The sequence below is a fragment of the Streptomyces caniferus genome, assembly GCF_009811555.1.
Taxonomy (GTDB): Bacteria; Actinomycetota; Actinomycetes; order Streptomycetales; family Streptomycetaceae; genus Streptomyces; species Streptomyces caniferus.
This window is the reverse complement of record NZ_BLIN01000005.1, coordinates 600,159-614,152: the sequence shown is the minus strand read 5'-3', so window position 1 is coordinate 614,152 and position 13,994 is coordinate 600,159. Positions and strand designations below refer to the sequence as shown.

At 70.7% G+C, this 13,994-nt stretch carries 10 protein-coding genes; 5 read left to right on the top strand and 5 right to left on the bottom strand.

The features are described 5' to 3' along the window. The first annotated feature begins 113 nt into the window (after positions 1-113). Positions 114-1,013 (top strand): TauD/TfdA dioxygenase family protein, encoded by a 900-nt coding sequence (locus tag Scani_RS19380; RefSeq protein WP_159477920.1) that lies wholly within the window; start codon positions 114-116, stop codon positions 1,011-1,013. Between the two features lie 164 nt (positions 1,014-1,177). Here the strand turns inward: Scani_RS19380 and Scani_RS19375 are convergent, their stop codons facing one another. Continuing rightward, positions 1,178-1,942 carry a MerR family transcriptional regulator gene (locus Scani_RS19375; RefSeq protein ID WP_159477917.1) on the bottom strand — a complete coding sequence of 255 codons (765 nt, stop codon included), beginning with the start codon at positions 1,940-1,942 and terminating at the stop codon, positions 1,178-1,180. 47 nt (positions 1,943-1,989) lie between these two features. Next, positions 1,990-2,904: an alpha/beta fold hydrolase gene (locus Scani_RS19370; protein ID WP_159477914.1), complete on the bottom strand. Its 915-nt coding sequence runs from the start codon at positions 2,902-2,904 to the stop codon at positions 1,990-1,992. Between the two features lie 315 nt (positions 2,905-3,219). On the opposite strand from Scani_RS19370, the gene Scani_RS19365 reads away from it, so the two are divergent. Further along, positions 3,220-4,461 (top strand): glycosyltransferase, encoded by a 1,242-nt coding sequence (locus Scani_RS19365; RefSeq protein ID WP_159477912.1) that lies wholly within the window; start codon positions 3,220-3,222, stop codon positions 4,459-4,461. A 91-nt stretch (positions 4,462-4,552) separates the two neighbouring features. Here Scani_RS19365 and Scani_RS19360 read toward each other — a convergent pair whose 3' ends face one another. Both Scani_RS19360 and Scani_RS19355 read right to left on the bottom strand, forming a co-directional pair. After that, complete coding sequence (locus Scani_RS19360; protein WP_159477909.1) at positions 4,553-5,695, bottom strand: ABC transporter substrate-binding protein; 1,143 nt, start codon at positions 5,693-5,695, stop codon at positions 4,553-4,555. Positions 5,696-6,115: 420 nt separating this feature from the next. Beyond that, positions 6,116-8,959, bottom strand: coding sequence for a SpoIIE family protein phosphatase (locus tag Scani_RS19355; protein ID WP_159477906.1), 2,844 nt, complete (start codon positions 8,957-8,959; stop codon positions 6,116-6,118). Positions 8,960-9,074: 115 nt separating this feature from the next. Here Scani_RS19355 and Scani_RS19350 point away from each other — a divergent pair, with 115 nt between their 5' ends. The 3 genes from Scani_RS19350 (at position 9,075) to Scani_RS19340 (ending at position 12,453) form a co-directional block, all read left to right on the top strand. Then, a complete protein-coding gene (locus Scani_RS19350; RefSeq protein ID WP_159477903.1) occupies positions 9,075-9,467 on the top strand; it encodes a VOC family protein in 393 nt (130 codons plus the stop codon). 485 nt (positions 9,468-9,952) lie between these two features. Next, complete coding sequence (locus Scani_RS19345) at positions 9,953-11,512, top strand: alpha/beta hydrolase (protein ID WP_159477900.1); 1,560 nt, start codon at positions 9,953-9,955, stop codon at positions 11,510-11,512. A gap of 194 nt (positions 11,513-11,706) precedes the next feature. Next, positions 11,707-12,453: a nucleotidyltransferase domain-containing protein gene (locus tag Scani_RS19340; protein WP_174872725.1), complete on the top strand. Its 747-nt coding sequence runs from the start codon at positions 11,707-11,709 to the stop codon at positions 12,451-12,453. Positions 12,454-12,743: 290 nt separating this feature from the next. Here Scani_RS19340 and Scani_RS19335 read toward each other — a convergent pair whose 3' ends face one another. After that, entirely contained in the window at positions 12,744-13,676 is a 933-nt protein-coding gene (locus Scani_RS19335; RefSeq protein WP_246296019.1) for a trypsin-like serine peptidase, read from the bottom strand. Positions 13,677-13,994: the final 318 nt, after the last annotated feature.

Sequence of the window (13,994 nt, the reverse complement as noted above, 5' to 3'; positions counted from 1 at the left end):
CCCGCCCGGCCCCAACAAATGACAGACCCTCCCCGCCCATCACCTCCTGGACCTCCTGCGTCTACACGTCCTGAACCTCCTGAGACAGACGAACTCCGGAAAGGAATCCACACATGAGCACCAGCACAGGCTTCGACATCCGCCGGATCGGTGGTCGCATCGGCGCCGAAATCGTCGGCGTCGACCTCTCCGCCGACCTCGACCCGGCGCTCGTCGCCGAGATCAACGCGGCACTGCTGGAACACAAGGCGCTGGTCTTCCGCGGCCAGCAGCTGGACGACGTCGCGCAACTGCGTTTCGCCTCCCTCTTCGGCGAACTCACCACCGCCCACCCCACCGTCCCGTCCGTGGGCGGGCAGCCCAACATCCTGCCCGTGGACGGCGACGAAGGCATCCGCGCCAATCACTGGCACACCGACGTCACCTTCGTCCGCACCCCGCCGAAGGCATCGACCCTGCGCAGCATCGTCGTCCCGCCCTACGGCGGCAACACGCTGATCGCCAACTCGGCCGCGGCCTACCAGGACCTGCCCGAGCCGCTGCGCGAGCTGGCGGACAAGCTGTGGGCGGTGCACACCAACGACTACGACTACGCGGCCCCGAAGAACGACAAGGCGGCCGAGCACCGCAAGAAGTTCGTCTCGCGCAAGTACCGCACCGCCCACCCGGTGGTACGTGTCCACCCCGAGACGGGGGAGCGTGGCCTGTTCATCGGTGGCTTCGCGCAGAGCATCGAGGGCCTCGCCCCCTCGGAGTCCCGGGACCTCTTGCGCATCTTCCAGTCGTATGTGACGCGGCCGGAGAACATCGTCCGAGTGGCTTGGACGCCGGGTGACCTGGTCCTTTTCGACAACCGCATTACCCAGCACTACGCGCCCGACGACTACGGCGATCTGCCGCGCCTGCTGCACCGGGTGACGGTCGCCGGAGACGCCCCGGTGGGCATCGACGGCACCTCCAGCCGCGCCCTCGAAGGCGGTGACGCCACCCACTACACACCTGCCGCGGCCTGACGCCCACGGCCCGTCAGCCACCGAGTTCCCTCGCCGGCGCCTCTTGGGGTCCACACCAGGAGGCGCCGGAGTGCGCCGACGCCGAGAGGGATGCCGACCCGAGCGGGATGCCGACCCGAGCGGGGTGCCGGCCGGATCGGGGTGTGCTTGTGGGCCCTCGGGTGTCAGGCCACCGGTCCGGCGCGGCCGGCTTCAGCGTCCTGCGCGGCGGTCCGGCGCTGCTCGGCGCGGTGGGCGAGTGCGCCGAGGATGCGTTGCCATGCCGGTGATTCCTCGACGATCCGGGAGACGATCAGCTTCAGGTTCTCCGGCCGGCTGCTGTCCCGTTCGTGTTCGATCTCCCATGCGTCCAGGTCGTCGATGAGCCGGTCCAGGCGTGGATCGTCCGGATCCCAGTCGACCGACTGATCACATGCGAGATACAGGCGGGTCGTCTCGGGGTCGTCGAAACCGGCGTTCTTCTCCCGTATCCGCTGTGGCATGGCGCCCGGGTCGAGTGCCTGCATCAGGATCCACGAGTCGCGTTCGAGTCGAACCCTCAGTTCGCTGACCCCGAGACCGCGCATCCGCTCCAGGATGGCGACCACCTCGGGGGGCAGCACAAGCCGTTCGCCGCTTGTCAGTTCAGCGATCCGGCGGCGGTATTCGGCGAGTTGGTCGATCTTGCGCTGCAATGCGGCGTCGATGTCGGTGAGGGCCGAGGCGAATTCGGCCGGCTGGGCGTGCAGCAGCGCGTCGACACGGGCCAGCGGAACACCGGCGTCGGCGAGGGTCCTGATCCGGATGAGATCCACCGCGGCTTGCGCGCTGTAACGGCGGTAGCCGGAGGCATCGCGCTCGGGCTCGGGCAACAGGCCGACGTGGTGGTAGTGGCGAACGGTGCGCACGGTCACGCCGGCGGTCGCCGCGAGTTGGCTGATCGTCAGCACCGTTCACCTCTCATCGTCGGGCCTGGTGGGGCGTGGTCGAGCTGAGTCTAGGGGCGAGCCGCCCGGTCGACGACGTCGCGGATCGCCTGGACCACGGCATCGGGACGATCGAAGCAGAGCCGGTGGTGGACGGTGTCGGTGAGGAGGCGTTGTTCCCCGTGCGAGACCGCACTCACCAGGGCCGCGTCCATTGTCGTCCTGCCGTTGTGCCTCTCTTGCAGCGTCCGCTCCGACGTCAGCGCCTGCTGGGCGGGGTCGGCGCCCACCACGGAGAGCGCAATCACCGGGACGTCGGGAATGGCCGGCCCGGCCCGCAGCTCGGTGGCGAGTCCGGTCAAGTTGGTGCGCTCGGCGATACCGACGTCGGTCCATTCGTCACTCATCTTGGCGTCGATCAGCGCCTGCCCCACGTGCTCGGGGTAGCCCGCGAGCAACTCGGCGAACATCTCGCGCATGGCCGGGCGCATCTTTCCCAGCTGCTCCCGGTCAGGTGCCATCTGCTCGACCGCGGCCAGACTCGCCGCGGGCGGCATGAAGTCGTCCCAGTCGCGGTGGAAGGCGTCCAGCCAGACCAGCCCGGCCACGTCCTGCGGGTAGAGCTGCGCGAACCGATGCGCGTAGAAGCCGCCGAGGGAGTGCGGCACCAGAACGTAAGGGGCGGCGATGTTCTGGGCGCGCAGCAGCTCGTGCAGTTCCGTGGCGACCGCGGTGGCGGTACGCGGCAGCGGCAGGGGATCGCTGTAGCCCGTGCCACCGCGGTCGTACACCACGGCGGTGGTGAACTGGGAAACCTCTTGCTGAACACCGAGATAGTCCAGGCCGACCGCGCCGGCGCCCGGCAGGAACACCACGGCCGGTCCGCCGCTGCCCGACCGGTGCACGAAGAGGCGGCGGCCGTCGATCTCCTGGAACTCTCCGACCGGCGGGGCAAACCGAGCCGGGGAAGTGCTGTTGTTCGTCATGTGACAAGGCTCCAACCCTGACGCAGGGTCAGGGTCAACCCCTCCCGCCCGGAGCATCCGAAACGCGCGTCGGCGTCACGGATGTGTGCCTCCGTGCGCCCCTGCGTACCGCCGTGCGCGCCGCCGCCACCCGGGCGGGCAGCCGCTGCACGAGCAGGCCGTCCGTCCACACCGAACGACAAAGGAAAAGGAAAGGAGGTACTCCTCCCTGCCACTCTCAACCTATAGCGCACTGGGGGGCTTGCGGCAAGACCCCGGTCGTGCCGCAGGATGGTCGGCCGAGACCGGAAGCTGAAGAAAATGGGGGATTGCGACATGCGTGTGGTGTTGTCGACGTGGGGATCGCGCGGAGATGTCGAACCGCTGGCCGCACTCGCGGTGCGGTTGCGGGAACTCGGCGCCGAGGTACGGGTGTGCGCCCCGCCGGACGAGGAGTACGCGGCGCTCCTGGCCGGTGTCGGTGTGGAGCTGGTGCCGCTCGGTCCGTCGGTGCGCTCGGTGGTGACCGGCGAGAAGCCGCCGACGGCGCAGGACGCGTTCCGACTGGCGCCACAACTGGTCGCCGCGCGGTTCGACACGCTCACCGCCGCGACGGCCGAGGGATGCGACGTGATCCTTGCGACCGGACTGATGCCGGCCGGTGCACCGGACGTGGCCGAGAAACTGGGCGTCCCCTACGTGTTCGCCTGCTTCCATCCGTTCGGACTGCCCTCGCAGCACTTCCGTCCGGGGGCGCGGCCGGGCACGCCGTCCCCGCAGGAGGAGACCGACCACAAGGTGCTGTGGGAACAGGACGGCCAGCGCGTGAACGCGTTGTACGGGGAGGCGCTCAACCGGCACCGGGCGGCGATCGGCCTGCCAGCGGTGGACAACGTCCGTGACCACGTCGTCACCCGCCGGCCGTGGCTGGCGGCGGACCCGGTCCTGGGCCCGTGGCAGGAGTTGACGGAACTCGACCTCCTGCAGACCGGGGCATGGATCCTGCCGGATGAACGCCCGCTCCCGGAAGGCCTCGAGGCATTCCTGGAAGCCGGTGAACCGCCGGTGTACGTGGGCTTCGGCAGCATGGCCATGCACACCTCGAAGGACGTCGCCCGGGTGGCCGTCGAGGCGGTCCGCGCGCAGGGCCGCCGCGTCCTCCTCGCCCGCGGCTGGGCCGACCTGGCCCTGACCGACGAGGCGGAGGACTGCTTCGTCGTCGGCGAGGTCAACCAGCAGGCGTTGTTCGGCCGGGTCGCCGCCGTCGTGCACCACGGCGGTGCGGGCACCACGACGACGGCCGCCCGGGCCGGCGCGCCCCAGGTGGTGGTCCCCCAGATCGTGGACCAGCCGCACTGGGCCGCCCGGGTCTCCGAGCTGGGCATCGGCGCGGCACACGACGGTCCGACCCCGACCACCGAGTCCCTGTCGGCCGCGCTCAAGACGGCCCTGACCCCCGAGACCGCCGTACGAGCGAGGGCCGTGGCCGCCACGATCCGTACCGACGGCGCGACGGTGGCCGCGAGGATGTTGCTCGACGTGGCCGGCCGCGGCATCCAGCCGCCCGGGTCCGCGTGAGCGACCCGGAATGCATGGCAGGGCGTGCATGAACGGCGGCTGGCCGGCCGGTGGGTGGTGGCTGCGTCCTTGCCGCGTCGGCGGTGAGGGTTCAGCCGCCGACGGCCTTGGGCCAGTTCTTGCGGACGGTGCGCACAGCCTTGTTCAGCTGGGCTTCCGTGGGGAACTGGGGTGTGCCCTCGACCGTCGGCAGGCGTGCGGCCAGGGCCTTGTTGAGGGTGCCGTTCTTCGCTATGACGGCCATCAGCACCGGGCGGGCGTAGTCCACGAGGCGGAGGTTCTGGCCTTCGGGGCTGAAGAGGTACTCCTCCCAGAGTCGCGCCGCGGCGGGGTGGGGCGCGTCCTTGTTGATCGCCTGCGCGTAGTACTGCGAGAAGCTGCCGTCGAAGGGAATGGAGACCTTCCAGTTCACGCCCGTCCCGCGGAGTTGGTCGAGGTGCGCCAGGTTGAGGTAGTCCCATTCGATGCTGATCGGTGTCCTGCCCTTGGCGATCGCGGCCGGGTCGGGGGCGGCTCGGTTGTAGTTGCCGATCTTGTCGAGCCGGGCGAAGAAGTCGATGCCCGGCTGGATGTCGTCGAACGACCCCCCGTTGGCGAGCGCCGCCGCGTAGACGGCGGCGAAGGACGATCCCGCGCTCGTGGGTTGGCCGTACATCGAGACCAGGCCCTTGTACTCCGGACGGAGAAGATCCGCGAAGGAATCGGGGCAGGTCCGGACCCGGGCGGCGTCGCAGCCGATGGAGACGTAGCCGCCGTAGTTGTTGTACCAGCGGGCCTTGGCGTCCTTCTGCTCCGGTGGGATCTGGTCGAACGGCGCGACCCGGTAGGGGGCCAGCAGATTCTGCCGCGCCGCGGACTGGGCGAAGGAGTCCCCGATGTCGAGCACGTCGGGGGCGCGCTGCTGGCCACGGTAGCGCTTCATCGCCTCGATCTCCTGCTGGCTGTGGTCGTTCGGATGATCGATGACGACCTTGATGCCGTACTTCTTCTCGAAGCCGTCGATCAGCTCGCCGTAGTTGGCCCACTTGCGCGGCAGCGCGATCGTGTTGAGCCTGCCCTCCCGCTTCGCCGCCTTGATCAGTGCCGCCGACCCGCCCGCCTCCGCTGCGGATTCCGCCCGGGAGGGCGCGACGGGCCGCGTGGGGCCCGCTTCCTGGCAGGCACTGAGCCCGAGCGCCGCAAGGCCGAGACCGCACAGGACGGCGCCTGCGCGGACCCGATGGTGTGTAGCCACAACGCCTCCAGCAGGGCCGGGTGGAGAGGGGTCCGCCGAGCGGGTGACGGAGGCGGACCGGGCGGGCCATGACACGGTGCGGTCGCATGGCCCGTACGGCGGCCCCCGCAGGGACGGCGCACGCCCGGCGGTGGGGTGGAACGCCGACGGGGCCTCGCAGGCCCGCCGAGCAGGCATCCTCGGCACTCCCGCAGGCCGCCGATGCCTTGGTCCGCGGGCGGGTTGCAGGTCACGTCGCCCGCCGTGACCTGCAACCCGCCCGACGCCGCTCCTTACAGCAAAGGTCCGGACCAGCGTACTCTGCCCCCTCGCGAGCCCCCGCCAGGACGGTGACCGGGCCCGGTCATGGCGGCCGGTAGGTGTCAGCCCCGTACGGAGCACACGATTGCCCCGGAACGGGCACCGCGGCCATGGGCCTCCTCACTGCCCGCGGTCCTCCCAAAGGTCGAGGAGGTGCTCCGGCGACTCCTCTTCCAAGGGCGGGGTCGTGTCGGGGTCGATCACCTGAGCGGACCAGATCGTCTTGCCCCTGGGGGAGTAGCGGGTGCCCCAGTGGTCGGCGAACTGGGCGACCAGGAAGAGGCCGCGGCCTTCTTCGTCGGTGTCCTTCGCCTGGCGGATGTGCGGGGAGGTGCTGCTGCCGTCGGAGACCTCGCAGATCAGGGTGCGGGTGTGCAGGAGCCGCACGTGGATGGGCTCGGCGCCGTGACGAATGGCGTTGGTGATGAGTTCGCTGAGGATGAGCTCGGTGCCGAAGGCGATGTGCTGCAGACCCCAGTCCGCCAACTGGCGGACACAGGCGTTACGGACCGGGCCCACCGCCGCCGGATCGCGGGGCACGTCCCACTCGGCGACGTGCGACGGGTCCAGCCGCCGGGTCCGGGCCACCAGCAGCGCGACATCGTCGGCGGATCTGGCGGGCAGCAGCGCTTCCATGACGGTGGCACAGGTGTCCTCCGGCCCGCGGTCCGGTCCGGCGAGGGCCGCACGCAGCGCTTCCATCCCCGCGTCCAGGTCGCGGCTGCGGTTCTCGACCAGCCCGTCCGTGTAGAGCACCAGCCGGGAGCCCTCCGGCAGGGACAGCTCGGCGGTTTCGAAGGGCAGGCCGGTGCCCACCCCCAGCGGCGGGGAGACCGGCGAGTGCAGGAACTCCACCGTCCCGTCGGGGTGGGCCACGGCCGGCGGCAGATGGCCGGCCGTGGCCGCGGTGACCCGCCCGGAGACGGAGTCGTACACGACGTAGAGGCAGGTGGCGCCGGTGATCGGCGGTGCCTCCTCGGCGTCCTCGTCCTGGACGTCGATATGGGTCACCAGCTCGTCGAGGTGGCCCAACAGCTCGTCGGGGGAGAGGTCCAGGGCCGAGAAGTTGTGTACGGCGATGCGCAGCCGGCCCATGGTGGCCGCCGCATGCAGACCGTGTCCGACCACGTCGCCGACGACCAGCGCCACCCGGGCGCCGGGCAGCGGGATGACGTCGAACCAGTCGCCGCCCACGCCCGCCTGGGCGGGGAGGTAGCGGTGTGCCACCTCCAGGGCGTCCTGGTCGGGCAGGCCACGGGGCATCAGGCTGCGCTGGAGCGTCATCGCCATCGTGCGCTCGCGGGTGTAGCGCCGGGCGTTGTCGACCCCCACCGCGGCCCGCCCCGCCAGCTCCTCGGCGAAGGACAGGTCCTCGTCGTCGAACGGAGGGGAGCTCCCCGACCGCCAGAAGTCAACCACCCCCAGTACCACCCCCCGGGCGCGCAGCGGTACGACCGCCAGGGAATGCACCCCGTGGTCCAGGATGCGCCGGGCGCGTTCCGGGTCCTGGGACCGCCAGGCGGCGGCGGAAGAGCCGGCCAGGTCCGGCTGCACCATGGAGCGGACCTCGTCCATACCCGCCATTGGGGTGCCCGGGACGGACCGGATCAGCTCGCCGACGGGGTAGAGGGGATGGTCCGGCGCCAGACCGGCGAGGGCGGCCCGGCGCAGTCCGGTACCCGCCACGGCCGGCTCCTCGCCCTTCAGGACCGGTTCCTGCAGCTCGACGGTGACGATGTCGGCGAACCGGGGGACCGCCACCTGCGCCAGTTCCTCGGCAGTGCGCACGACGTTCAGCGTGGAACCGATCCGTACCCCGGCGTCGTAGAGGAGTCTCAACCGCTCCCGCGCCACTTCGGCGCGCCCCGCGAGCCACCGCAGCTCGGTGGTGTCGCGCAGGGTCACCACGCTTCCCTGGTGGGCTCCGTGGGGGTTGGTGGACCGCTTGTTGACGGCCAGCAGCCTGTCCTGGGCCAGGTGCACCTCGTCGGTGGCGATCCGGTCCGACCCCAGGAGTTCGGCGGTGCGGTCCTCCAGCCCCAGGTCGCCGACATGGCGTCCCTCCGCGTCCGCCGGCAGGCCCAGCAGCCGCCGTGCCTCGTCGTTGGCCAGCAGCAGTCTCCCGTCGCGGCCGACGATGAGGACGCCCTCGCGCACCGCGTGCAGGACCGCATCGTGATGCTCGTACATCCGGGTCATCTCGGCCGGCCCCAGACCACGGGTCTGCCGCCGGAGCCGACGGCTCACCAGCCCCGCGCCGCCTCCGGCGAGTGCCAGCGCCACGACTGCGGTGCCCAGGAAGAGGGGCAGCTGCTGGTTGACCGATTTCTGCACCTTCTCCACCGTGACCGGCGCGGCGACGATGGCGATGACCCTGCCCGACGAGTCCTTGACGGGGGCCGCAGAGATCACGGAGAGGCCGAGGGCGCCCTCGAACGTCCTGGTGAAGGGCTTGCCCCGGGCGGCCTCGGCATACGGGCCGATGACGTGCTTGCCGATCTGCCGCGGGTCGCTGTGGGTGAGCGTGATCCCGTCGAGCTTGTACACGATGAGGGCGTCGACGCCGGAGGCCTTCCGGGCCGCCTCGGCGAGCGGCTGGAGCTTCGCGGTCGGATCGGCGCTGTTCAGAGCCTCCTGGAGCCCCCAGGAGTGGGCGAAGGACTCAGCGGCGGCGAGCGTCCGGTGCCGGGCGTCGGTCATGGTGTCCCGCCGGGTCTGGACGACGAAGGCCACCACTGCCGCCGCGACGAGCAGCACCACGAGCACCAGCTGGAGGAGGAAGACCTCCTGGGCGACGCTGCGTGTGGTCACCGACGGCCGTATGTGCTGCTGATCTCCGGCCCCCGTGGAGCGATCGTCCCGGCGGTCGCCGGTGCCGCTCCTGGCAGGGGACGCGCCCGGAAAAGCGGAACGGCCGGGTACGCGGCTCAGCCAACGCCGGAAACGCCCCGAATGTCCGCTCATGCTTCACATTTATCCTGCTTCGCCTGGGGGCTGGCAAGGCGTGCTACGGCAGGTGCCCCACGGGCGCGGCGGGTAGCGCGGCCGGGGGCTGATCTGTTCCGTAGGCTCGGCCGGCATGGAAGCACCGTTGTCCTTCATCCATCACCTTGGTGTGTTCGCCTCGGATTTCGAGGTGAGTGAGGCCTTCTACACTGCCGCGCTGGGCCCGCTGGGGATCACCATCGGGTACCGGGCGGACGGCGTCGCCGAGTACTGGGATCCGGAACGTGACACGCCCTCCCTGTCCCTGGAGCGTGCGGAGGAGGCGGCCGCCGTCACTCGGGGTGTCCACATCGCTTTCGCGGCAGGCAGCCGGGACGCGGTGGACCGCTTTCATGCGGCCGCGTCGGCAGCCGGTGGCTCCTCGCGACACGCTCCGAGGCCATGGAAGGAGTACCGCGCCTACTGCGCTTTCGTCAGCGACCCGGACGGCAACAACATCGAAGCCGTCCACAAGGAGATTTCCTGACACGCCGGTGTTGGTCGGAACGCAGCTGATGCCGGTGGCCCGCCGGTCCACCGGACGCCTTTTTCGCCGCGGATACGGGGGCGAGTCGGCGTACGGGCCCAGGTGTGTCGCAGGGATCACAGCCGCGATCGTGAACGGCCTCGGGCAGCCGTGGCGGGCGCGCGGCGATAACCCGCCGAGTGCATGCCCTCACCGATTGCGTTCCGAGCCGGGGGTGCCCCCATGGAGGTGATGCGCCTCCTGCCCCTGCCGGACGGCGTCCCGCCCGTCCGTGGTCGTGCGGTCGGCGCAGCGGCGCCGCACGCTCGACGTTCGCCGACGGTGACTTAGTCATGACTGATGGTGAAAAGCAATCGTCCGTCGACAATGCGTATTTTCGTCCCCAACTGTGACGGGCCCTACAGCGGCGTGGCGGCGCCTGTGAGCATGCTTCGCGGGCGACCAGCGAGAGAGCGAGAACGCCGATGCCCATATCCCGCCGATCCATGGCCTTGTCCGCCGGTGCGCTGGCCGTCACCACGACGGTGGTGACGGTCTGCGGAGCCGGTGTCGCAGCGGCCTCCCAGCCCGGCGATGCCAAGGCCATGAACACTTCCGCCCCGGTGCTGCCCGCGCGCTTCACGCACCAGAAGGTCCAGTGGACGACCTGCGGCAAGGACGTCACCCCCAAGGCCGTGCCCGGCGCCCAGTGCGGCTGGGTGACGGTGCCCGTCGACTACGCCGCCCCGGACGGGAAGACCGTCGAACTGCGGGTGTCGCGGGTGCAGGCCAAGGACCGCAGCCATCGGCTCGGGTCGCTGCTCTACAACCCCGGTGGGCCCGGCGCGGGCGGTGCGGCCGACGTGGCCGACGGAAACTGGCGGGCCGGCGGACCGGCGCGGGCCCGCTACGACCTGGTCGGCTTCGACCCACGAGGCATCGGCGGTTCCGGGCAGATCAAGTGCCCCGACGGTGTGGCGGGGGAGCCCGAGAACCCGCCGCGTACCGAAGCCGGAGCCGAGAAGGCGTTCGCCGACGCGACCAGGCGTGCCCAGGCCTGCCAAAAGGCGAGCGGTCCTGTCCTCGCGCATATGGACAGCGTGAGCGTCGCGCGCGACCTGGATGTGCTGCGGACGGTCCTGGGCGACGCGAAGCTCAACTACACGGGGTTCTCCTACGGCACCTTCATCGGTCAGCAGTACATGAAGCTGTTCCCCGGCAAGGTGGGCCGGATGGTCCTCGACAGCGTCGTCAACCCCGCCGCCGACATGCGGCAGGTCGCCCGGCTCGACGTCAAGACCTCCGATGACGGGGTGCGCCGGTACGCCCGCGCCCTCGTGGCGCGCGGGGACGACCGGTTGGGAGCGACGACCGAGGAGATCCTGGGGAGGCTCACCCGCTTCGCCAAGAAGCTGGACCGGAAGCCGCTGCGAGGGACCGACGGCGAGGAGTTCACCGGTGCCGCCTTGTCCACGTACCTGGGAATGGCCCTGTCGGGCGACGTGAGCGGGAGGGACCTGACCACGGCGCTGGCGGCCGCCCTGCACGGGGACGTGACCGCCTTCGACCGTCTTGACGCCGGGGCGGGCGGCGAGAACGGCAGCGAGAAGCCGACGCCGCAGGAGGAGCAGGCCGAGAAGAACGAGTCCATGAGCATGTCCGCGGTGCTGTGCCTGGACTCCCCGTCCGCGCCGAAGTCCCCGAAGGCGATGCTCGACACCGCCGACGCGTTCGCCGAGCAGTCGCCGCTCTTCGGCCGTTCCTACGCCTGGCAGATGCTCGACTGCGCGACGTGGCCGCTCGCCCCCACCGGTGCGGCCGAGCCGGTCGAGGCATCAGGCGCGGCACCGGTGCTGCTGGTCTCGTACACCGACGATCAGCTCACGCCACTGACGAACGCACGGGCGGTGAACCGGCAGTTGGACCACAGCTCGCTCCTCGTACGCAAGGGCCAGGGGCACGGGGCGTACGCCTCGGAGCAGCCCTCCTCGTGCACCGACCGCGCCGTCGACAGGTACCTGGTCGGGGGAAAGCTGCCGGGCAAGGTCGCCAACTGCTCGCGCTGAGGCAGGGGCGGTGAGTCCGCCCCCAGTAGCTCGCCGCGGGTGCGGTCACCGCGCCGGCGACGAGCCACGGCCGCACCGGCTCCGCCGCCGCGCCCGCCGCCGGTCCCTGCACGTGGCCGCACTTGCGTGGTCCGAGCCCGAGATGAGGGAAAGTCTGTCGCTGCCGTACAGGGGGCGGTGAAACGCTGACGGGTATGCATGCGGACCCGATTGACCTCGCTCGGCGTCTTGTACAGCGCCGTTTTCCCGATGCTCTCGCCGTCGTCCTGGCCGGATCCACCGCCGCGGGACGGGCGACGGCCAGCAGTGACCTGGACATCGCGGTGCTCGTGGGGGACGGCGGTGAGACCTGCCGGGAGACGCTCCGGTTCGAGGGGCGTCTTGTGGAGCTCTTCATCCACACCCCCACCGGTCTCGGGGAACTCTTCGCCGCAGACGTCGCCTCGCGTCGTGCGGTGCTGCAGAGCATGTATGCCACCGGCCTCGTCCTGCTCGACACCGGGGGAGAGGCCGGACGTGCCCGGTCGCGGGCCGAGGCCGACCTCCGCAACGGTCCGCCGGCCCTGGAGCCCGAGACAGTCGAGAACAAGAGGTACAGCCTGACCGACGCGCTGGATGATCTGGCGGACGCGGGCGACCCCGTCGAACGTCTGGCGGTGGCCGGGGTCGTCCTCAACGTCGCTGCTGACCTGCTGTTCGACCACCACCGCGCCTGGGTCGGGGGCGGGAAGTGGCTGCCCCGGCGGCTGCTGGAGGCTGACGTCGAGTGCGGCGGTGCCCTTCTCGAAGGGCACCGCCATCTTTGTGAGACGGGCGACCCGGCCCTAATGATCGAGGCGGCCGAACGGGTCCTCGACATCGTGGGCGGGCCGCTCCGCGAGGGCTATCGCAGGACATGGCGGGGAGCCAGCGAACCCGTCGCCGCGCGCAACGCAGGCTGACGCAAAGCCACAGCGAGCGCCCTGATGTCGCGGCGGCTGTGTACCGGTGGGGCGGCACGGCAGCTATGGAGTGTGGCCACCGGGTGCGTAGTGCTTCCAAGGAGCTCCGGCGCGGTGGCGATGTGGGGTGGTGCTTTGGCGCTTTTGCCGTGGTGGATCTTGAGCGCAAGCGCAACGTTGTTCGGCGGACGGTTCGCAGGGCGCTGGACTCCGCGTGGCCGGGATCGTGCGAGAGGCTCCTGACCGGGCTGGGCTGGGCTGGCCCGGCGTGGGCCACCCGCGCCCCTGCGTCAGCTGTGCTGGGCCCGGTCGTACACCTTCTTGGCCAGGGTTCCCAGGACTTCTCCCTGCATCTGGGTCGGCGTCAGGGAGTCCAGCGAACTGTTGACCGAGACCAGGATGCCCTTGCCGGTGGTGGCATTGAAGTCGGCGAGCCACGGGCCGCCACTGGAGCCGCCGCTCATGTCGCAGGGGATGGCCTGCAGGCCGCTCTGCTTCTTCGCCGTGCCGACGCAGCGCAGGAGCTCCTCGCCGAGCTGCGGGCGGGTGGCGGAGTAGCCGAAGGAGGAGATGGTGCCGCCGGCGGGGCGGTTGAAGTCGATGTCCTGGCCGCCCACGACGTCGGTGAGCTTAAGGCCGTTCTTGTCGGTGTCGACGACCAGTGTGGACACGTCGTCGGTGGAGTCGTTCTCCCAGTTGCGCGGGGTCGCGGCAGAGCGGACCGCGAACGCGCCGTAAGGCATCTTGCCCTTGCTGTAGCCGGGGACGAACACCATCGCGATGTTGGTGTTGTCGGGTGAGGAGCCCCGGCGCACGCAGTGTGCCGCGGTCATCACGGCGGAGCGGTTGGCGCTTTTCACGGCAGTGGCCGTGCACCAGGTGTCTGCGCCGCTCGCGTTGACGAAGAAGAGCCGCCCCACGGTCTTCATGGCGGTGCCCTGCCACGGTTTGGCCTTCGGTCCGGTCGGACCGAGGTCCACGGACTTCCCGACGGCCTTGATGCGGGCGGGTGTCCAGTAGGTCAGGGCTTCCTGGCGCTCCTTTGCGGTGTACGCCAGAACGGACACCGGGTCGGCAGAGGCGGCACGGGCCTGCCCGGCCACGGCCGTCGCCGGGACCGGGGCAGCGAGGGCGAGGGCCGCACCGGCCACGGCCAGGCCCATGGCCCGGCCACGAAGGGGCCGGCGCACGGAAGCGGAGGTCTCGGACAGAGCGTCGGACATAGCAGAGGTCTCCTCGGCTGGTGCAGGCAGCGGACAGTGACTGTCAGTCAGTTCAGCAAGAGGGGCAAACCCGCCTGTTTGGTTGCGTTCTCGACGACCTTGGGCGTAAGTGCTTGCCCGGATGTGCGACGTCTGGTGGCACCCGTATCCGGGGCGGCCTAACCTGGGCGGCTCACCGGCACCGTCTGCCATGCCCTGCGATGGCATCGCGGTGTGCAAGGTGGCCCTTGGGGCGCAGGGGTGGCTGGCCGCCACCGCGGGCGCGGAACGGGATCCTGGTGCTGCACGCCCTGCCGCGATTGCTGGCCGCGTCGCTTG